Here is a 19,063-nt window from a genome sequence, read left to right on the forward strand (position 1 = left end):
GCTCCGTTGTGGTTACGAGGGCGTCAAATTCGCCCTGGATCGACGAGTCCGCGTTTGACCGCCTGCACCAAACGGCGCGGCACCTTGTGTACGACCCCGCCGACACTGACCGGCACCAGGTCCGGCGGGGTCGTCTTCCACTGCGAGCGACGGCTGCGGGTATTCGACCGCGACATCCTGCGCTTGGGCACCGCCATATCAGCCCTCCCCTCGTGAGGGCCGGGACGAGGCCCGCCTGCCGTATTTGCGCTCGAACTTCTCCACCCGGCCCTGGGTATCCAGCACGCGGTGCGCGCCGGTCCAGAACGGGTGCGAATCGGAGGTGACGTCCACGACCAGCAGCGGGTAGGTATTGCCGTCTTCCCACTCGACGGTGCGTGCGCTGGTGGCGGTGGACCGGGTCAGAAACCGCTTTCCGGTACTCGAATCCTCGAACACCACAGGGTGGTAGTCCGGATGTATGCCAGTCTTCATTTCGCCTCTCCTCCAGGGCTTTTCGTCTGACCGTCGATCGGCAGGCCGTTCGGTTCGCAGGGGTCGGCATGCCATTCGCCGAAGGGGTCCTCCCACTGCGCGACCCGCTCGGGTGCGCGTTCCACCAGGCGCAGTTCGTCGTCCTCGACCAGCGCCCAGTGCAGGGCCTGCCGGATCTCGGCCGGGTCCGCGTCACAGGCCAGGACAACCAGCGAAATATCGCGGTCGCCGAACTGCTCGTCCCAGCGCAGCGCGGCCATGGCCCGGCGCGTGGGGTCGGCCTGTGCCAGCTCGCTCGGACTCATGGCGGCCAGCCACGGTCCCGCGCCGCCGACGCGCAATCCGCCGCCCGCCGATTCCAGCCACACCACCTCGTTCGGCTGGGTGGCCAGCCACATCCGTCCCCGTGCGGTCACGACGCCGTCGAAGAGCACGTCGAGGGCCTCGTGCAGGCGAGCCGGATGGAACGGGCGGCTCGCGGCGAATTCGACTAGGACGACACCGTATTCGGCGCCGAGCGGCGGCTGGCCGCGCAACAGCGGCGCATGGGCATCGAAGACGCGGCCGCGCCGCGATTGGACCGGAATGCGTGCGAGCAGTGCCTCGACATCGGCCGAGTCGAGCAGATCGATATCGTCGATCCAGGCCACCGGTGCTTCGGGCACGAGCCGGGACAGCACCGCGGCGAGCCGCGCCCGATCGCGGGGATCACCGGTACTACCGTGTGCCACAACGGCATCCGCGAAGTCGACCTGACCGACCGCCACCTGGGCCACGGTCCGGTCATCGTCGGCGGTCGTCGACCCGCGCTCGGCGAGGGTGTCCTCGCCGGTAGCATCGGCCAACCAGGTTCGCGCGTCCACACAGGTGAGCACGGCCTCGACTCGCACATCGCGCCCGGCCGGGCCGTCGACACGTCCGACCACACCGGTGACGACGATATTCTCGATCGCCCGGCATACCGCTTCCGCCTCGAAGGCCGAATCCAGCTCCAGCACAATGCGATCCACCGAGCCACGGGCCGTGAGCGCGCACAGCAGCGGCAGCAGATCGTTGCGCAGGGTGCAGGAGACGCAGCCGTGCGCCAGTTCGAGCACGGTCGAGGTCTCCTGCTCGCCGATGCGCACCGTGCGATGCACGATGCCCTCGCCGAGTCCGCCCAAGTCGTGGCGGATGGTGACGGTGCCCGGCGTCTCGCGCAGTGCGGCGGCCAGTCGTGCCACACCCGCCGCGGCCGCTCCGGAGCATCCGGCGAGCATCACGACGGGGGTTCTCCGGTCGGACTGCCTCCCGGGTGGGGGTAGGGCGGGTTCCACGCAACCTTCCTTTCGATAACGATTTTCATTTTCTGTCAGGCAACGGTACATTGTCGAACAGCCGTTGTCGAAAATGATTGTCAAATACTGGAAGGAGTCCGCATGTCGGCCCACTGCCAGGTCACCGGGCGCAAGCCGGGATTCGGCAAGTCCGTATCGCACTCGCACAAGCGGACGAGCCGGCGCTGGAATCCCAATGTCCAGCGCAAGACCTATTACCTGCCCAGCGAGGACCGGCGCATCACGCTGAACGTCTCCGCCAAGGGCATCAAGACCATCGACCGGGACGGGATCGAGGCCGTGGTGGCCCGGATCCGAGCCCGCGGCGACAAGATCTGACGGGAGCGCCATGGCCTCGAAATCGACCGAGATCCGGCCGATCATCAAGCTGAAATCCACTGCGGGAACCGGATATACGTACGTCACGCGGAAGAACCGGCGCAACGATCCGGACCGCATGGTGTTGCGCAAATACGATCCGGTGGTGCGCAGGCACGTCGACTTCCGCGAGGAGCGCTGATGGCCAAGAAGTCGAAGATCGCCCGCAATGAACAGCGCAAGGAGATCGTCGCCCGCCATGCGGCGCGGCGCGCGGAGCTCAAGGAACTGATCCGCAAGCCGACCACCTCCGAGGAAGCCCGCGCAGCGGCACAGTCGGCGCTACAGCGGCTGCCCCGCGATGCCAGTCCGGTACGATTGCGCAATCGGGACGCCGCGGACGGACGACCGCGCGGTCATCTCCGGAAGTTCGGACTCTCCCGCGTACGTGTACGCGAGATGGCCCATCGGGGTGAACTCCCCGGTGTGCACAAATCGAGCTGGTAGACAACCACTGATCTCGAGAAGGAAACCCGTCACATGGCAGTCAAGCGAGCACCCTCGAAGAAGGTTCGCGCCGAGCAGGCCCGTCGCCCGAAGAAGAACCCGCTGATCGCGGCGGGCGTCGAGACGGTCGATTACAAGGACGTCAACCTGCTGCGCACCTTCATCTCCGACCGCGGCAAGATCCGCAGCCGCCGGGTCACCGGACTCACCCCGCAGCAGCAGCGCCAGGTCGCCGTCGCGGTGAAGAACGCCCGCGAGATGGCACTTCTGCCGTTCACCAGCCGGTAGACACCGACTCGGAAGGGCCCCGAAGCTGCAGCCTCGGGGCCCTTCGTCGTCAGCGCGTCACGGGATGGTGAGCACCTGGCCGGGGTTGATGGCATCCGGGTTGTCGATGCCGCTGGCGTCCGCGATCTCCTGGTAGCGGTTGCCGTCGCCGTAGAAGCGCTCGGCGATCGCCCACAGGGTGTCGCCCGGCTCGACCGTGTAGGTCTGCGCGGCAGGCAGCGGGGGCGCGACCTCTTCGGCGGCGAGCGCGGCCTGCTCGGCAACCGGCTCCGGCTCCGGCTCCGGGGCGGGCAGCGGGTTGTCGGTCTGGGTGTCCGAGGCCCACAGCGCGCTGCCGTCCGTGCCGTACAGCACCACATTGCGGTCGGCCTGCACGGTCAGCCGGTCCGCTTCCCGGCCATTGGTTTCGGTGGCCCAGGCCGCGCCCTCACCCTTGTAGAGCACGAAGTTGCCGTCCTCCTGCAGGACGGCCCGCTCGACACCTTGATCGTGAGTCAGGGTGGACCACACGACATTTCCATCCGGTTCCGACAGCACCAGATTGCCATCGGGCTGCAGGGTCAGGGTGTACGCACCGCCGACCAGAGTCTGGCCGAGCCCGAGTTCTTCACCTACGCGCAGCGTGTCGCCCACGTTCTTCCTTTCGAAGGTTTACTGTGCCAAGCATTCCGACTCGATGCGTGCCGCTCGGCGCGCATCGGCCCCCGAATGTACTGTGCGGGCGAGCGGCGCGGAGGTATTACGCGCAGGCTTAGCCGAATGTTCACTGTATGGGCTTCACCGCTCTATCATCTTGTCGCACAAACCGACACAATCGTTCTCCTGGTTTGCTGGCGCGGTTCGGCTCGATGCTCCGACCCGTGGATTAGGGTGGTCGGTATGTATCGGATGTCGCGAGTTCGGCCCGCCGCAGTCGCCGTCGCATTGTTCGTCGGCCTCGCCGTCACCGCATGCGGTGGCTCCGATAACGGTGGGACACAAGGGAAGACAACGACAACGAGTGCGGCGAAGAGTACGCCGACCGAGGGTACACCCGCCGACACGGGCCGGATGTTCGTCGCCGACCCGACGATCGTTGGCGCGCATCCGATTCCGTTCACGTCCTGGTCACGGGTGGCCGATGATCGGATCGCGGTCAACTTCGAGACCGGATCGCCGGAGTGCTACGGCGTGGATGCCGGGGTGACCGAGACCGATTCGACGGTCACCGTGGAACTGCGCTCCGGTACGCGCGCCGATGCCGTCGGCCGAATGTGCACCATGATCGCCGTTTTCGGCACCCTCGAGGTGCCACTGAAGGCGCCACTCGGCAGCCGACAGGTCCTCAGCGCGGTCTAGACGGGTTCGGCGACTGTGTCCGCGAGGGCGGCGAATTCCAGGTAGGTTCCGGGTTTGACTGGGCCCCAAGTCTTTTGCGCCATGACGCGCAACGGCATCGTGATCGATGCCGCTATCCGGGCCGGAGTTTGTGCGGTCGGGTCGTCGCACCATACGTATAGACCGGAGCCTAGATTGCTCGCGTTCTGATCGGGAATCAGCCGGGTGCCGTCCACGAAAAGTGTTGGATCCCAGAGTTCGTAGGCCAGCGGGGCCGGAATATTGCCGATGGTGGCCGGTCCGCCGGTCACATAGTACGTGGGCGTGAAGGCCGCATTCTTCACCTGATGTCCGGCGGCGATGAGATCCGATGCGGTGCGCGCATTTCCGAAGAACGGCAGAGGCAGTTGCGGGATGCCCGCGCGGCTCCAGAAGTCGATGACGATATCGCGGTCGGGCGTGATGGTTCCCTCGCCGGTGTGCAGTCCGTCGTTCCAGATGCGTGGACGTTTGCCGTGGGCGCGCACGATTTCGGCGCCCCAGTTGATCAGGCCGAGGTAGGCGTCGACCGGTTGGGCCTGCGGGCCGTAGGTGGCGCGGGCGTATTCGCCCAGTTGCGGGTATTCGTCCATGGAAACGACGCGGGTGCCCTGCAATAGGAACTCGTCTGCGCCGAGATGCCAATAGCGGCCGGGGAATTGTGGCAGGAATTCCTCCACGATGTCGCGCATCAAGTCGTAGCTTCGCGGGTTCGAGATATCGATGGCGGAGTCCGAGACGACTCCGGCGGCGCTACGCAGCTTCAGATCGGGGTGCGCCGCGAGGATTCCGTTCATATGACCAGGGAAATCCACCTCCGGCACGATCTCGACCTGATAGCGCGCCGCGTATTCGATCAGATCGTGGATGTCTTGCTTCGAATAGTGCTCCGGCGCGGTGATCTCCGGATGGCTTATGCTCACGAGCCGAAATCCGAAGGTGTCCGAGAAGTGCAGGTGCAGCAGGTTGAGTTTGAGCTGGGCCATGCGCCGGATCTGATCACGCAGCATGTCGACCGGCATGAATTCGCGGCCGACGTCGAGCATGAGTGAGCGTTCGCGGTAGTCGGGCCAATCCGTCACGGTACCGCCGGGAATCGCGGTGTTCCTGCGCAGCATCTGCAGTGCGGACCTGGTGGCGTAGAAGGTTCCGGCCGTGTCCGAGCCCTGGAGATCGAGCGTGTCGCCGACCGCTATCCGGTACGACTCCGGAGTGTTAGGCGCGCCGACGACCGGACCGTTCCGCAGCACGATGTCACCCGGACCACCGGACGAACCAGACTGTGCCACAACATCATTGCCGGAAACAGCGCGTAGGCCGTCCGCAAGATCCACTGCGGCGTCGCGCAGCCCGTCTCCGGCATACACCACTCGCGCATGTACGCCGAGTGTGAACCCGGTACCACCGGGAGTCCAGCTCTTCACCGACGGAACCGTCAGGGGTGCGGCCTGTTCGGCACGCGTCTGTGGCTGGGCGACGAGCGCCACGGCCGCCATAGCCACCACACCGGATACCACCGCACGAGTCGCCATACCGGTCACTCTACGAAAACCGTCCTGCTCTGCCCGGCAGTCGACTCAGGACACGCAAAGAGGGCGGGAGCCGGTGGCCCCCGCCCTCTTCAGGGATAACTCAGTGCGCGAAGTGGCGAGATCCCGTCAGGTAGAGGGTGACTCCCGCTTCACGGGCCAGGTCGATGGTGTCCTGGTCGCGGACCGAGCCGCCGGGCTGCACAATGGCCCGGATACCGGCCTGGATGAGCTGCTGCGGGCCGTCGGAGAACGGGAAGAACGCATCCGATGCGGCGACCGAACCCTTAGCGCGGTCACCGGCACGCTGCACCGCGAGACCCACCGCATCGACCCGGTTGACCTGGCCCATGCCGACGCCGACCGAGGCGCCGTCGTGGGCGAGCAGGATGGCATTGGACTTCACGGCACGGCAGGCGCGCCAAGCGAACTCGAGATCGGCAAGGGTTTCCGCATCGGCCGCCTCACCCGCCACCAGGGTCCAGTTCTCCGGGTTGTCGCCAGGGGCGTCGAGGATATCGCGGCTCTGCAGCAGTGCGCCGCCGCTGATCGGGCGCAGCTCCGCACCGGCGCGCCGCGGCGGCTCGGCGACCAGGATGCGCACATTCTTCTTGCGCTGCAACACCTCGACGGCGCCATCGGCATACGACGGTGCGACGATCACCTCGGTGAAGATATCGGCGACCTGCTCGGCCATCTCCACGCTGATCTCACCGTTGGCCGCGATCACACCGCCGTAGGCGCTCACCGGATCGCATGCGTGCGCCTTGCGGTGCGCCTCGGCGAGATCCGCGCCGATCGCGATGCCACAGGGGTTGGCGTGCTTGATGATCGCGACCGCCGGTGCCGAATGGTCGTAGGCGGCGCGCCAGGCGGCGTCGGCATCGGTGTAGTTGTTGTACGACATTTCCTTGCCGTGCAACTGCTTCGCCTGTGCCAGGCCCCGGCTGCCGTCGTTCTGGGTGTACAGCGCGGCGGCCTGATGCGGGTTCTCGCCGTAGCGCAGCACCGAGGCGCGCTCCCAGGAGCCGCCGATCCAGCCCGGGAACTGCTGTGCGGCAGCCTCATTCGACTCGACAGCCGGGGCGAGCACGCTGGTCATCCAGCTCGCGACCGCGACGTCATAGCTTGCGGTGTGCTGGAATGCCTTGGCCGCCAACGCGGTCCGCTCGGGCAGAGTGAAGCCGCCCGCCTGCACCGCGGCAAGTACGTCGTCGTAGTCGCCGCTGTCGACGACCACCGCGACCGACGGATGGTTCTTGGCGGCCGCGCGTACCATGGACGGACCGCCGATATCGATCTGCTCGACGCATTCGTCATTGCTCGCACCGCTGGCCACGGTCTGGGTGAACGGGTACAGATTCACCACCACGAGCTGGAAGGCCTCGACGCCGAGCTCGACCAATTGGTCGACATGTTCGGCCTTGCGGGTATCAGCGAGAATGCCCGCGTGCACGCGGGGGTGCAGGGTCTTGACCCGGCCGTCCAGGGTTTCCGGGAATCCGGTCAGATCCTCGACCTTGGTCACCGGGATGCCCGCGTCGGCGATCTTGCCCGCCGTCGAACCGGTCGAAACCAGTTCGATACCGGCGGCGTTGAGCCCGGTCGCGAGCTCGATGAGCCCCGTCTTGTCGTAGACGCTGATCAGCGCCCTGTGAATCCCCTTACGCTCACTCACCGAAGTACCCGCTCATCTGGAATTACTGCCTTTCGTCCGTCGGAGACAATGCCTCTGGTGGCGACGGCGGCGACAACCTCCGCCAGCAACCGTCGCTCGACAACCTTGATGCGCTCGTGCAGCGTGGCCTCGTCGTCATCGTCGTGCACCGGCACCGCCTCTTGGGCCAGGATCGGTCCGGTATCGATGCCGGAATCGACCAGGTGCACGGTCGAACCGGTGACCTTCACCCCGTAGGCGAGTGCGTCGCGGACCCCGTGCGCGCCCGGGAATGCGGGCAGCAGCGCAGGGTGGGTATTGATGATCCGGCCGCCGTAGCGGGCCAGGAAGACCGGGCCGAGGATCTTCATGAATCCGGCCGAGACCACCAGATCGGGTTCGTAGGCGGCGACCGCATCGGTCAGCGCGACATCCCAGGCGGCGCGATCGGGGAAATCCCGCACGGCCATCCGGAAGGCCGGAATCCCCGCGGCGGCCGCGTGTTCGGTGGCCTGGCAGACGCGGTCCACGCCGACGGCGACGACGGTCGCCGGATACTCCGGAGCGGCAGCGGCCTCGATGAGGGCGCGCAGCAGGGAACCAGTGCCAGAGGCCAGCACGACGACGGTTGCCGGGTTCGCGGATGGTACCCACGGGGCATTCGAGGACGTCAGCGGTCTACTCCTGCGGTTCGGTCGAAGGCGGGCGGTGCGACACCGCCAGGTAAAGCCTAACGACCGTCCACCCGGTCACTTTCCGGCAGGTCCGCCTCGACCACTTCGGCATCGACGATGTCGGGGAAGGTATTGCTGCCCGCGGCGCCCGAGGTGGCGATCGCGGGCTGCTCGTCGACCAGTTCGCCGTCGAGTTCCACGTCGAAGTCGGGACCGGCGTAGTCCTCGTATTCGTCGTCGTAGTCGTCGTACTGCTCGTCCTCATAATGATCGTCGTAGTGGTCGCGGTCTTCGTAGTAGTCGTCTTCGTAGTAGTCGTCGTCGTAATCCGCGTCCTCGTCGTCGTACCCGGTCACCGGCGCGCCGATGGGAACGACGACCCAACGCGCGAACGCCAGACCCACATATCCGGTCACGGCCAACCAACCGAAAGCCACCACCGCGAAAATCGGCAAATCGAGCCCGAACTGCCCGAACGTTCCGAGGTCGCCGCCCGCCACCACGCCGAGCAGTACCAACGTCACGGTCGCCACCCCGGCGGAGGTCAGCGTCGCCCACGGCGCGGCCGCGCGGTCGTGGGAGGTCCTTCCGATATCGAGCCCGCCGAGCACTCCTACCGCGGCCGGAATCAACAGCAGCACCGGCCACCAGCCTTCGGCGGGTCCGGTCGGCACCGCCGCCATGAGCGGAACGGCCGGAATCGGGCCGCCGACAACGGAAAACACGCCGATCGACGCATCCCCGAACTGCGCGCCGGAGCCGACCAGGACGCCGACCGTCGCGATCACCACATTCGGCAGATATGCCAGCGAGAGCAGGATCAGCCCGAGCACACCCGCCGCATTGCCCGCGGCGTGAAAGGTGTCACCGATGCGCGACCAGTGCGCGAGGAAGGACACGATGACGACCGCGGTGGCGCAGGTCAGCAGGCGTACGACTGTCCGACCCGCGCCGAATGCGCCCGCGATCGCCCAGTCCGGCAACCGCAGCAGGGTGAACAGCCGACGCCGACTCCGGCTCGCGATGCCACCGACCGCGGCGACCAGATGCACCGCGCCGACCCAGCCGAAGGCGGCCAGCGTATTCGGCGGCTGCAATGCCACGACACCGGAGGCGTCCTCGGCGACCGCCAGACAGACGGCAGTGACCAGCAGCGGTCCGGACAACGCCGCACCGACGATCCAGCCGAGATCCGCGCGTGAACTGTCCGGCTCGACCGCGCGGGCACAATCACGACCGGTCGCCCAGACCAGCAGCCCGGTCGGCAGCAGCGGTAGGAGTTCGAGCGAGGTTTTGCCGATCACCAGCGGAACCTGGTGTGCCGCAAGCCAACCCGCGGCGATCGCACCCGAGGTACCGGCCAGGTTACTGCCCGAGGACAGTAGGGCGGCCAGCATGAGGACGACGACGGCGACGAGCGCGTACGTCGTCGGCCGGGCCGCGACCAGGAGCAGCACACGGGCGCGCTCGGGGGTCAGCGATAGAAATCCGGCCTCGTCGAAAACGTCCGCGGAGGTGCGCGGCGTCGATCGGTCGCTCCGCGCCGAACGTTCCGGCGCGCCGCGGGACTCGGCGGTCCGGCGCACAAGAGAGGATCTCGAGGAGCTCATGGAAATTCAGCGTGGCAGCTCCCCCGGCGCGAGCGGGTCAGGCGCGCCGACCCGTTCTGGGGCGCGCCGGGAGAGCCGACGAACTACTTGTTCTCGTCCGGGCGGAATGCGTGGGTGGCGTCCGAGGACGGGTCCGAACCGGATTCACCGCCGAACGGCTGGTTCTGCTGACCCGGCTGCCCCTGCTGGCCCTGACCGAAACCCGGTGTGCCGTACTGCTGTCCGGACTGCGGGGTCCCGAAGTGCTGGGTGGCACTCTCATCCGGGCGCGGCTGCGCGGCGGGCGACGAACCGTAGGGCGAACCCTGCTGCGCCGCACCGTATCCGGGCTGCTGACCATAGGCGGGCGGCTGCTGGCCGTAGGACGACTGCTGGCCCTGACCGTATGTCGGCTGGCTCGGCTGACTCTGACCGTAGGGCTGCTGCGCCTGGTATTGCGGGGCGCCCTGGCCGTACTGACCCGGCTGGCTCTGGCCGAACTGACCCTGACCGTACTGGCTCGGCTGCCCCTGACCGAAGGCCGAGGGCTGCCCCTGACCGAACGCACCCTGCTGGCCGTAACCGCCGGAACCGAAACCGCTCGGGGGGGCCTGCGGAGTGGCGGGCTTGGGGGCGGGCGGGGTCAGGATGCCGGATTCGAAGAGCACGGCGACGACCGCGACGGCCGTCTGCACGAGCGCGAGGAATAGCAGCACGTACGCGCCCCACTTCAGCTCGACGTTCAGATCGTCGGGCGTGGTGAAGGACAGGAACAGTGTGCCGAGGAAACCGGCGGCGGATGCCGCGGCCGCGGCGCCGGTCCAATTCTGCTTGGGCAGCAACGAAAGTCCGGCGAGCAGGCCGCCGAGCAGCAGGATGGCCAGCAGTCCCGCCGCGCCGAAATACTGGAAGAGACTGAGCGTGTCATTTCCCTCGACCGTGACACCTCGCACTTCACGCGGCTTCTGGCCGAAGAACGGGAGGAAGCCGAGCAGGAAGTTGATCACACCGAGCGCGGCGACACCGACCACCAGGAAATACGGCAGGCCCTTCGCGGTGGACTCGGTGCCGGTACCAGCCGATTGGCCGGAGCTTGAAGGTGCGGGTGGCGTCGCGGGTGCGTTGTACCCGGAGCCCCCGGTCGGGTATGACATGGTGGTCGTCTCCTAGGTCGAGTCGTACGTCGTCTGAACGGCTGGATCTCTACCTGACGCTACTGCACTCGCTTGCCGGGGTCACCCTTGACCAACTGGCCGGGCGGCCGAAAAACGGCGCATACGCTGGTCCTTTGTGGATCTGCGCCGACCGATAACAATTCTGCGCTACCACCTCCGATGGGAACGCACTTCGGCCCGGAGCAAGCTGCTCCGGGCCGAATCCCCTCCTGTGCGCCCCAAGTGATCAGCGGGGCACGACATACCAGGCGCCGTAGCTGCCGACGCAGTCGAATTCCTGCCATTCGCCGGTCCGGATGCCCTCGTTGCCGCGAGCGAGGCACTGGTGTTCGTATTCGAAAGGGCCGAGGTTGCCCGGCTGGGCCTGGGCCGATCCAGTGCCGAACGGGCCCGCCACCGCAGGGGCGACGCCGCCGATGAACCCGACGACGGTGAGGGCGGCGATGGCCGCGATGCGGGCGGGGCGGATGCGATTCATGCTCATTGTCTGCGCCTTTTCTCTGGTTGGTTCCTTTTGGCGATGACCAGAGTCCCGTGCGGCCGTCTCAGCGCGATTTCATCCGCATTTCACGAGGTAGTGCCCGGTTTTTCGAGTCTGTTGAGGTAGCGCTGCCAGCCGAAACCACTGGTCCGGTAGGCGGACCGGGTGCGCTCGACCAACTCGCCGTCCGGGTCGCCTCGGACATGCCGCAGCGCGACTTCGATCGCACGGGCCGCGAGTGCCGGGACGCCGCCGGGAGCCGACGCGTCGTGTTCCGCGAGCAGTCCTGCGGCCTCATCGAATTCGCCCTTGGCGATGAGGACGTCGGCGAGTTCGAGCCGGGCCAGACCGGCCTCCTCTTCGTGGGCCAGGGCGGAGCGGCAATAGGATTCGGCGGCGTCGAGTTGTCCGGCGGCCAGCGCGACCGCGGCACGGGTGAGGTCGTTGAGCGGCAGGATCTGTCGATCGTCGAGGCGGCGGGCGTAGCGGTCGGATTCTTCGACCATCGCGAGTGCGTCCTCGGCGCGACCCAGATCGAGCAGTGCCTTGGCCTGATTGCTCAAGCCGCGGGAGAGGCTGTGCTCATCGTCATTGGCGCGGTCGACCTCGGTGGAGCGCTGGTAGGCGGCGAGTGCGCCTGCGGCGTCACCCGAATACAACAGTGCGGTGCCGAGTGCGTCGGCGAAGGACGAGGCCTGGGTGACGCGCACCGCCAGCCGCTCCCCCTCGCGCAGGCGCTCGACCGCCTCCGGGAGTCTGGCCCGTTCGATATCGACGATGCCCTGGTAGTAGCGCACGGTCTGGGCGAGTTCGATGTCGTCCAGCGGCACGGCGAGTTCGCTTGCTCTGGCCAATTGTGCTGCGGCGGAATCGAAGTCGCCGGTCATCAGGGTGTGGAAGCCGTAATGACTCAGTGCCTGCGCCAATTCGGCCTGCGAAGTGTCGGCAGGCAGTGACTCGATCAGAGCCCCGTAGTGGCGTTTCGCCTCGCGGAACCAGGCCCTGGCCAGCCAGGGGACGTGCATTGCGGTGGCGAGTCGTAACCCGGCGGCGGCTCTCGGTGTTCCGGGTGCGGTTTCGAGCGCGGCGAGAATATTCGGCCATTCGGCGAAGACCGCGGCCACGGATTCGGCCGTTGCGAAATCGTCGGGCTCGCCGATGTCGCGCACCAGATCGAGACACCAGGCCACGTGCCGGGCACGTAGCGGATCGGTCTCATGGGTTTGCGCCAGTTGTGCGAGTGCGTAGTCGCGGACCGTCTCCAAGAGTACGAATCGTCTTGTCGCACCATAGGTCTGGACCGTCACCAAGCTTCGGTTCACCAAGTCCGCGAGTGCGGGCGCGATATCGCCGCCTTCGAGATCCGCTGCGGGCATGACAGTTTCGGCCGCCTCCAGCGTGCACCCGCCCGCGAATACTCCGAGCCTGCGCAGGACCGCCCGCTCCCGTTCGGCCAGCAGTTCATAACTCCAGTCCAGGGCCACCCGCAGACTCGTATGCCGCCCTCCCCCGGCATCCCGCGCGCCGCCGACCAACAGCCGCACCCGATCATCGATGCGCTGCGCGAGTTGCGAAATCGTGAGCGTCCGAGTGAGACCTGCGGCCAACTCGATCCCCAGTGGCAGCCAATCCACCGCCGCACAGATCCTGACCAGTTCCGCACGCTCATCGACGGTGACCAAACCGTGCAGTCCGGCACGTTCGGTGAACAGTGCGACGCCATTGCCACGTTCCAGCGGGCCCAGCGGATAGACCGACTCGCCTGCCACTCCCAGCGCACGCTGCGAAGTGATGAAGATGCTGGCACCGGCTGCGGCAGTGGCTAATTCAGCTACCGGCTCGATCAGATGCTCGGCATTGTCGAGGATCAACAAGACTTGCTGTGCGTTATCGCGGGAGCGGGCCGAATTCGCTGATGCCGCGAGGGCACGCTGCGCACTCGAGTCGCCGCGCGCATGCGACGGATCCAGCGCACCGTCTGCGCGCGCACCCGAACCACCTCGGATGCCCGAGTCATTCGACGGACCCGCATTTGCGCGCTCGGGGTCACGCGAATCACCCAACGCTGCCGCAGGACCCGGCGCGCCCGAATCGCCGCGAGCACCGCAATCATCTGTGATTCCCGAAGTACCCAGCACCGCAACGATTCCCGGCAACAGGTCGTCGGGTTCGATCGGGATGTCTGCTGTCAGGCCATTTGTCTCGAGTACTGCGAGGACCGCGGGCAGCACATCCTCGGCTCGGGCCAGGGGTGCCAGTTCGACGAAGGCGACCGGGCGTCCGGAGTTGGCGGCGGCGCGGGCGAGTTCGGCTGCGAGACGGGACTTTCCGCTGCCTGCGACGCCGACGAGGGTGGTCAGGCCGGGTTCGGTGAGCCGGGTGCCGAGGGTGTCGAATTCGCGGCCGCGGCCGATGAAACTGGTCGCCGGGGCCGAGACGACAGGGTCGAGCTGGGGTGCGGCGGTTGCTGTTTCGGTGGTGACCGGGGTTGCGGGGATCGGCGCGGCATTCGTGGGACGGAGGGTCGGATCGTGGTCGAGGATGCGCAGCTCCAGCGCTGCCGTCTCCGGCGCCGGGTCGACACCGAGTTCCTCGGCGAGATTCCGGCGCAGGCGGGCCAGCCGGTCGAGTGCGTCCGCTTGCCGCCCAGTGCGATACAGCGCCAATGCCAGCAGGCCCGAGAGCGGCTCGTGTAGCGGATAACGCGCCACCAGGCCGGTCAGTTCGGTGACCACCTCCCCGGCCGCGCCCAATTCCAGATTGGCCTCCAGCCCCGCCACGGTCAGCGACAGCCGCCAATCGTCGAGCCGGTCTCCCTCGGCCGCCGCATACGGAACGCTGCGCAGATCGGCCAGCGCGGCTCCACGCCACAACCCGAGCGCCTCTCGCGCGGCCGCCGCGACAACGGCATGGTCACCAGCCCGGCGCGCGGCATACAGCCGCTGCGCCGCCGCCTCGGCGGTCACCAGATCCGATGCTCTCGAACTCGCGTGATATCCGGCAGGCGTCCGTCCGATGACCTCCGCATGGGCCCCGAGCGCCGCCCGCAACCGCGAAACCACCACCCGCAACCGCTGCACCGGCCGCTCGACGTCCGCGCCCCACAGATCCTCGGCCAGCCGCCCATCCGGAACCGGCACACCGTTCGCCAACGCCAACCGCACCAACAACGCACGCTCCAGTTGCCGATCAATGGTCAGCTTGTCCTCGCCTGCCCACACCTGCACTGGGCCCAACACCAGCACATCCACGCCACACAGCATGTCAGTGACGGGGAACCAGTGCCCAGCCGCCGCTCCGACCTGGGCAACCATCGCCACCGGGCAGCGTATCCCTAGCAGTTGTAGCGGCTTCAGTGTCATGCCTGCGCCACGCTGCGCCCGGCCCGCTCAGCGTCCCCATTCGAGACCAGGTCACTCAGCCGGGGACCCTCGGTCCCAAATATGGATGCGATCATTGGTCTGCGTGCACGCTAATGTTTTGTGTGCACGTAAAACCGGGTACTTCCCCACGGCGCACAAGGCGACAAGGCACGGAGGCGGATCGATGACAGTCGAAATGGTGCCGATCCCGCACAGGCGGCCGATCAGCGTGCGAGAATTCGACGCTCTGCCGAGCGACACCGGCCATCGTTACGAGATCGAGAACGGACTCTTGCTCGTGAACGCTCGCCCCGCGCCTCCCCATAGCCGCGCCATCATGAGGCTGGTCTTTCAGCTCGATGGTCAGTTGCCCCCGGGATGGGAAGCCTTCGCCGAAATCGAGGCGGAGCTGCCCGTCGGACGCTCCCAGCGGCGAGTGCCCGATATCGTCGTCACGCAGGTCGACATCGACTCGCAGGCACGTATCCGCAGTGAGCAGATCGCGCTGGCCATCGAAATCGCCTCCTCGGACGAGTCGGCAGTTCGCGACTATGCGACCAAAGCAGGCGAGTACGCCGCCAATGGCATTCCGCACTACTGGGTGATCGACATCGTGGATCTCGAATCGATCGGCTTGACGGTGTACCGCTTGAACAATGACACCGGCAAATACGAGATCGCACCACGTATGACCGGTGTCGTGCAGCTCGAGTCCCCGCTTCCGCTCACCATCGATCTCGACATGCTGGCCGGGCCACGACGCGACAGCGGAGCCGGATCGGCCGGGGCGACTGCAGCGATCCAGACCACCGACTGAAACCCCCACTGCGACAAGCATTCCAAAACGGACACAGGTCTGTTTCAGGGCGGTGTCGTAGCGGGTTGGGCGTGCCAAGCTGTCAGGCGATGCTCACGTACACCCAAGCCGTTGTTATCGGCGCACTGCAAGGCATAACCGAACTGTTCCCGATTTCCAGCCTGGGTCATTCCGTCTTGGTGCCCGCGTGGCTGGGCGGGTCCTGGAGCGATCTGGTCACCCAGGGCGATTCCGATTCCGGCACACCGTATCTCGCTTTCGTGGTCGGGCTGCATGTGGCGACGGCGATCGCGCTGCTGGTGTTCTATCGGCGCGACTGGGTCGAGATCGTGACCGGCTTCCTCACCACATTGCGCACCCGCCGGATCGAAACCTCGACACAGCGCCTGGCGTGGCTGGTGGTGCTGGCGACCGTGCCGGTCGGTGTTCTCGGGTTGCTGCTGGAACATCCGTTGCGCACCTTGTTCGCGAAACCCCTTGCGGCGGGCCTGTTTCTGACGTTGAACGGAGTCGTGCTCGTCACCGGTGAGGTGATGCGCCGCCGCAGTCAGCCGACGCTGTCCGACTACGGCCGCCGCTTCGCCGAGTCCGAGGCACGGGCAAAGGCCATCGAAGAGGGGTACTTCGTCGCGACGGCGGAGGAGCCGACCGGCCTGGGCGATCTGTCGGCCAAGGACGCGTTGATCATCGGTGTCTCGCAGGCTGGCGCATTGTTCGCTGGCATCAGCCGCTCCGGCATGACAATGGTCGGCGGCCTGCTGCGCGGTTTGGACCATGAGGACGCGGCGAAATTCGCCTTCCTGCTTGCCACTCCGGTCATTCTGGCGGCGGGCGTGCTGAAGCTGCCGACGCTGGCGGGTCCGCAGGGCGACGGCATTCTCGGTCAGGTGCTGGTCGGATCGATTGTCGCGGGCGGCGCGGCGTATCTGGCGGTCCGCTTCCTGGAGCGCTACTTCAAATCGAATTCACTGCTGCCGTTCGCGGTGTACAGCCTCGTCTTCGGAATCGCTTCGGTAGTCCACTTCTTCTGACACAACGCCGAAGGCCGCCACCCCGATCGGGATGGCGGCCTTCGTTCGATCAGCGAATCAGGCGGTGACGCTTGCCTTCTCCAGGATCTCCCGCGCCAGCGCGGCGGTCTCGGACGGCGTCTTGCCGACCTTCACCCCGGCGGCCTCGAGCGCATCCTTCTTCGCCTGGGCGGTACCGGCCGAACCGGACACGATGGCGCCCGCGTGGCCCATGGTCTTGCCCTCGGGAGCGGTGAAGCCCGCGACGTAGCCGACGACCGGCTTGGTGACATTGGCCTTGATGTAAGCTGCGGCCCGCTCCTCGGCGTCGCCGCCGATCTCACCGATCATCACGATCAGCTTGGTCTCCGGGTCCTTCTCGAACGCCTCGATGGCATCGATGTGGGTGGTGCCGATGACCGGGTCGCCGCCGATGCCGATGGCGGTGGAGAAGCCGAAGTCACGCAGCTCGTACATCATCTGGTAGGTCAGGGTGCCGGACTTCGACACCAGGCCGACCGGGCCCTTGCCGGTGATGTTGGCCGGGGTGATGCCGACCAGCGACTCGCCGGGGGTGATGATGCCGGGGCAGTTCGGGCCGATGATCCGGGTCTTGTTGCCCTTCTCCACGTTGTAGGCCCACGCGTACGCGGTGTCCTGCACCGGGATGCCCTCGGTGATGACCACGAGCAGCGGGATCTCCGCGTCGATGGCCTCGATGATGGCGTCCTTCGAGAACTTCGGCGGCACGAACGCGATGGACACGTCGGCGCCGGTCGCCTTGATGGCCTCCTCGACGGTGCCGAAGACCGGCAGCTCGACCGGGTTGCCGTCCTTGTCGGTGTGCGCGACGGTGGTGCCCGCCTTGCGCGCGTTGACACCGCCCACGACCTGGGTGCCGGCCTTCAGCATCAGCGCGGTGTGCTTGGTGCCCTCACCGCCGGTGATGCCCTGGACGATGACCTTGGAATCCTTGTTGAGGAAGATAGACATTTCCGGTTTCCTTACTTGGCCGCTGCCAGTTCGGCGGCCTTGTCGGCGCCTTCGTCCATTGTCTGCGCAAGTGTGATCAGCGGATGCGCGGCATCGACGAGAATCTTGCGACCCTCGTCCACCTTGTTGCCGTCGAGACGGACGACCAGCGGCTTGTTCGCCTCGGCACCAAGGATTTCCAGCGCCTTCACGATGCCGTTGGCGACCGCGTCACAGGCGGTGATACCACCGAAAACATTGACGAACACGCTCTTGACCTGGGCATCACCCAGGATGACATCGAGGCCGGCGGCCATCACCTCGGCCGAGGCGCCACCACCGATGTCGAGGAAGTTGGCGGGCTTGACGCCGCCGTGGTTCTCGCCCGCGTAGGCGACCACGTCGAGGGTGGACATGACCAGACCCGCACCGTTGCCGATGATGCCGACCTCACCGTCGAGCTTGACGTAGTTGAGGTCGTTCTCCTTGGCCTTGAGCTCCAGGGGATCGGTCGCGTCCTTGTCCGCGAAGGCCTCGTGGTCCGCGTGGCGGAATTCGGCGTTCTCGTCCAGGGTGACCTTGCCGTCGAGCGCGAGGATCTCGTTGTCGGGGGTGCGGACCAGCGGGTTGACCTCCACCAGGGTGGCGTCCTCGCCGATGAACACCTCCCAGAGCTTCTGGATGGTCACGGCCGCGGCGTCGAGCACGTCGGCGGGCAGATGGCCCTGCTCGGCGATCGAGCGGGCGAACGCGAGGTCGACACCCTTGACGGCGTCGACGGGCACCTTGGCGAGGCGCTCGGGCTTGGTCGCGGCGACCTCTTCGATCTCCATACCACCTTCGACCGAGCACATGGCCAGGTAGGTGCGGTTGGAGCGGTCCAGGAGGAAGGAGATGTAGTACTCCTCCGCGATGTCCTTGGCTTCGGCGACAAGGATCTTCTTGGTGATGTGGCCCTTGATATCCAGGCCGATGATGTTCTGCGCGTGCGTGAACGCGTCGTCCGGGGTGGCGGCGAACTTGACGCCACCCGCCTTACCGCGGCCACCGGCCTTCACCTGGGCCTTGATCATCACCGGCTTGCCGATTTCCGCCGCGATGGCGCGGGCGTCCTCGGCCGTGTCCGTGACGCGGCCCTCGGACGAAGGCACTCCGTGCTTAACGAAGAGCTCCTTCGCCTGATATTCGAAGAGATCCATGTACTCACCGTCTCGTCTGCGTTGTGATGACAACGTCTTTGTTGGCGGCCCGACGTCGGAAGCGGGTCGGGTCGGACTTTAACCAGTCACATGGAGGGCCAAACGGCCACGTTCATCCTAAGTGGCGCAGGTCACGGGGTGCCGCCCAGGGCGGGAAAACGCCTGGCCAAGGCTACTCGCCAGTAGGTTGCTGACGGCGCGCCAGGTAGAGCCGCCGAACCGGTCGGCCGAGGGCCTTCTACTACGGTTCGTCGTCGCTTTGCCTCACCCGCGTGCCCCGATCGCAGTGAGATATTCCGGTGCGTTACGGTGATCAATCTCACATGTTTGGATTGATCG

20 protein-coding genes are annotated in these 19,063 nt (G+C 66.6%); 7 read left to right on the forward strand and 13 right to left on the reverse strand.

The features are described 5' to 3' along the window. Nucleotides 1–23: 23 nt before the first annotated feature. From rpmF to mrf, 3 genes are read right to left on the reverse strand one after another with little or no spacing between them, the layout of a single operon-like run. Complete coding sequence (rpmF, locus tag NP3_RS01095) at nt 24–197, reverse strand: 50S ribosomal protein L32 (protein ID WP_063036837.1); 174 nt, start codon at nt 195–197, stop codon at nt 24–26. 1 nt (nt 198) lies between these two features. Then, a complete protein-coding gene (locus NP3_RS01100) occupies nt 199–474 on the reverse strand; it encodes a type B 50S ribosomal protein L31 (protein ID WP_063036839.1) in 276 nt (91 codons plus the stop codon). Further along, the gene (gene mrf, locus NP3_RS01105; RefSeq protein WP_373864719.1) at nt 471–1,736 is read right to left on the reverse strand and encodes a ribosome hibernation factor-recruiting GTPase MRF; all 1,266 of its coding nucleotides are present in this window, start codon (nt 1,734–1,736) and stop codon (nt 471–473) included. The genes NP3_RS01100 and mrf overlap by 4 nt, the downstream gene beginning before the upstream one ends. Before the next feature lie 156 nt (nt 1,737–1,892). Here mrf and rpmB point away from each other — a divergent pair, with 156 nt between their 5' ends. The 4 genes from rpmB to rpsR are packed head-to-tail and all read left to right on the forward strand — an operon-like array spanning nt 1,893 to nt 2,903. Continuing rightward, nucleotides 1,893–2,129 (forward strand): 50S ribosomal protein L28, encoded by a 237-nt coding sequence (rpmB, locus tag NP3_RS01110; protein WP_063036843.1) that lies wholly within the window; start codon nt 1,893–1,895, stop codon nt 2,127–2,129. Between the two features lie 10 nt (nt 2,130–2,139). Next, the gene (gene rpmG / locus NP3_RS01115) at nt 2,140–2,310 is read left to right on the forward strand and encodes a 50S ribosomal protein L33 (RefSeq protein ID WP_040695436.1); all 171 of its coding nucleotides are present in this window, start codon (nt 2,140–2,142) and stop codon (nt 2,308–2,310) included. Continuing rightward, a complete protein-coding gene (gene rpsN, locus NP3_RS01120) occupies nt 2,310–2,615 on the forward strand; it encodes a 30S ribosomal protein S14 (RefSeq protein WP_063036845.1) in 306 nt (101 codons plus the stop codon). Before rpmG ends, rpsN begins: the two co-directional genes overlap by 1 nt. A gap of 33 nt (nt 2,616–2,648) precedes the next feature. Beyond that, a complete protein-coding gene (gene rpsR, locus NP3_RS01125) occupies nt 2,649–2,903 on the forward strand; it encodes a 30S ribosomal protein S18 (RefSeq protein WP_040695439.1) in 255 nt (84 codons plus the stop codon). Nucleotides 2,904–2,960: 57 nt separating this feature from the next. Here the strand turns inward: rpsR and NP3_RS01130 are convergent, their stop codons facing one another. Further along, the gene (locus tag NP3_RS01130; RefSeq protein WP_063036847.1) at nt 2,961–3,536 is read right to left on the reverse strand and encodes a LysM peptidoglycan-binding domain-containing protein; all 576 of its coding nucleotides are present in this window, start codon (nt 3,534–3,536) and stop codon (nt 2,961–2,963) included. Between the two features lie 246 nt (nt 3,537–3,782). Between NP3_RS01130 and NP3_RS01135 the strand changes: the two genes are divergently transcribed. Further along, entirely contained in the window at nt 3,783–4,241 is a 459-nt protein-coding gene (locus NP3_RS01135; protein ID WP_307676223.1) for a hypothetical protein, read from the forward strand. On the opposite strand, the gene NP3_RS01140 is transcribed toward NP3_RS01135, so the two are convergent. The 7 genes from NP3_RS01140 to NP3_RS01170 all read right to left on the reverse strand — a co-directional run bounded on the left by NP3_RS01140 (nt 4,238) and on the right by NP3_RS01170 (nt 14,615). Then, the gene (locus tag NP3_RS01140; RefSeq protein WP_063824621.1) at nt 4,238–5,791 is read right to left on the reverse strand and encodes a beta-N-acetylhexosaminidase; all 1,554 of its coding nucleotides are present in this window, start codon (nt 5,789–5,791) and stop codon (nt 4,238–4,240) included. The genes NP3_RS01135 and NP3_RS01140 overlap by 4 nt on opposite strands. Before the next feature lie 100 nt (nt 5,792–5,891). Further along, on the reverse strand, nt 5,892–7,466 hold the full coding sequence (gene purH, locus NP3_RS01145; protein WP_063036851.1) for a bifunctional phosphoribosylaminoimidazolecarboxamide formyltransferase/IMP cyclohydrolase: 1,575 nt from the start codon (nt 7,464–7,466) through the stop codon (nt 5,892–5,894). Continuing rightward, nucleotides 7,463–8,119 carry a phosphoribosylglycinamide formyltransferase gene (gene purN / locus NP3_RS01150; RefSeq protein WP_063036853.1) on the reverse strand — a complete coding sequence of 219 codons (657 nt, stop codon included), beginning with the start codon at nt 8,117–8,119 and terminating at the stop codon, nt 7,463–7,465. The genes purH and purN overlap by 4 nt, the downstream gene beginning before the upstream one ends. Before the next feature lie 56 nt (nt 8,120–8,175). Beyond that, nucleotides 8,176–9,729 (reverse strand): cell division protein PerM, encoded by a 1,554-nt coding sequence (locus NP3_RS01155; RefSeq protein ID WP_063036855.1) that lies wholly within the window; start codon nt 9,727–9,729, stop codon nt 8,176–8,178. A gap of 83 nt (nt 9,730–9,812) precedes the next feature. Next, nucleotides 9,813–10,862, reverse strand: coding sequence for a DUF5336 domain-containing protein (locus NP3_RS01160; protein ID WP_063036856.1), 1,050 nt, complete (start codon nt 10,860–10,862; stop codon nt 9,813–9,815). Nucleotides 10,863–11,109: 247 nt separating this feature from the next. Further along, the gene (locus NP3_RS01165) at nt 11,110–11,367 is read right to left on the reverse strand and encodes a hypothetical protein (RefSeq protein ID WP_063036858.1); all 258 of its coding nucleotides are present in this window, start codon (nt 11,365–11,367) and stop codon (nt 11,110–11,112) included. Nucleotides 11,368–11,450: 83 nt separating this feature from the next. Beyond that, nucleotides 11,451–14,615: an AfsR/SARP family transcriptional regulator gene (locus NP3_RS01170; RefSeq protein ID WP_169814422.1), complete on the reverse strand. Its 3,165-nt coding sequence runs from the start codon at nt 14,613–14,615 to the stop codon at nt 11,451–11,453. A 295-nt stretch (nt 14,616–14,910) separates the two neighbouring features. On the opposite strand from NP3_RS01170, the gene NP3_RS48845 reads away from it, so the two are divergent. Together NP3_RS48845 and NP3_RS01180 are read left to right on the forward strand one after the other, a co-directional pair. After that, nucleotides 14,911–15,543, forward strand: a complete 633-nt coding sequence (locus tag NP3_RS48845) for a Uma2 family endonuclease (RefSeq protein WP_169814423.1) — start codon at nt 14,911–14,913, stop codon at nt 15,541–15,543. 89 nt (nt 15,544–15,632) lie between these two features. Next, nucleotides 15,633–16,574: an undecaprenyl-diphosphate phosphatase gene (locus tag NP3_RS01180; RefSeq protein ID WP_063036864.1), complete on the forward strand. Its 942-nt coding sequence runs from the start codon at nt 15,633–15,635 to the stop codon at nt 16,572–16,574. A 57-nt stretch (nt 16,575–16,631) separates the two neighbouring features. Here the strand turns inward: NP3_RS01180 and sucD are convergent, their stop codons facing one another. Both sucD and sucC read right to left on the reverse strand, forming a co-directional pair. After that, entirely contained in the window at nt 16,632–17,546 is a 915-nt protein-coding gene (gene sucD, locus NP3_RS01185) for a succinate--CoA ligase subunit alpha (RefSeq protein WP_063036866.1), read from the reverse strand. 11 nt (nt 17,547–17,557) lie between these two features. After that, entirely contained in the window at nt 17,558–18,724 is a 1,167-nt protein-coding gene (sucC, locus tag NP3_RS01190; protein WP_063036868.1) for an ADP-forming succinate--CoA ligase subunit beta, read from the reverse strand. Between the last annotated feature and the right edge of the window lie 339 nt (nt 18,725–19,063).

It is taken from the genome of Nocardia pseudovaccinii NBRC 100343 (genome assembly GCF_001613225.1).
GTDB classification, from domain to species: domain Bacteria; phylum Actinomycetota; class Actinomycetes; order Mycobacteriales; family Mycobacteriaceae; genus Nocardia; species Nocardia pseudovaccinii.

Excerpts from the sequence above, each read along its gene's own strand:
- rpmF (WP_063036837.1), bottom strand. The coding sequence starts at position 197 with ATGGCGGTGCCCAAGCGCAGGATGTCGCGGTCGAATACCCGCAGCCGT.
- NP3_RS01100 (WP_063036839.1), bottom strand. The coding sequence starts at position 474 with ATGAAGACTGGCATACATCCGGACTACCACCCTGTGGTGTTCGAGGAT.
- rpmB (WP_063036843.1), top strand. The coding sequence starts at position 1,893 with ATGTCGGCCCACTGCCAGGTCACCGGGCGCAAGCCGGGATTCGGCAAG.
- rpmG (WP_040695436.1), top strand. The coding sequence starts at position 2,140 with ATGGCCTCGAAATCGACCGAGATCCGGCCGATCATCAAGCTGAAATCC.
- rpsN (WP_063036845.1), top strand. The coding sequence starts at position 2,310 with ATGGCCAAGAAGTCGAAGATCGCCCGCAATGAACAGCGCAAGGAGATC.
- rpsR (WP_040695439.1), top strand. The coding sequence starts at position 2,649 with ATGGCAGTCAAGCGAGCACCCTCGAAGAAGGTTCGCGCCGAGCAGGCC.
- NP3_RS01135 (WP_307676223.1), top strand. The coding sequence starts at position 3,783 with ATGTATCGGATGTCGCGAGTTCGGCCCGCCGCAGTCGCCGTCGCATTG.
- NP3_RS01140 (WP_063824621.1), bottom strand. The coding sequence starts at position 5,791 with ATGGCGACTCGTGCGGTGGTATCCGGTGTGGTGGCTATGGCGGCCGTG.
- NP3_RS01155 (WP_063036855.1), bottom strand. The coding sequence starts at position 9,729 with ATGAGCTCCTCGAGATCCTCTCTTGTGCGCCGGACCGCCGAGTCCCGC.
- NP3_RS01160 (WP_063036856.1), bottom strand. The coding sequence starts at position 10,862 with ATGTCATACCCGACCGGGGGCTCCGGGTACAACGCACCCGCGACGCCA.
- NP3_RS01165 (WP_063036858.1), bottom strand. The coding sequence starts at position 11,367 with ATGAGCATGAATCGCATCCGCCCCGCCCGCATCGCGGCCATCGCCGCC.
- NP3_RS48845 (WP_169814423.1), top strand. The coding sequence starts at position 14,911 with ATGACAGTCGAAATGGTGCCGATCCCGCACAGGCGGCCGATCAGCGTG.
- NP3_RS01180 (WP_063036864.1), top strand. The coding sequence starts at position 15,633 with ATGCTCACGTACACCCAAGCCGTTGTTATCGGCGCACTGCAAGGCATA.
- sucD (WP_063036866.1), bottom strand. The coding sequence starts at position 17,546 with ATGTCTATCTTCCTCAACAAGGATTCCAAGGTCATCGTCCAGGGCATC.
- sucC (WP_063036868.1), bottom strand. The coding sequence starts at position 18,724 with ATGGATCTCTTCGAATATCAGGCGAAGGAGCTCTTCGTTAAGCACGGA.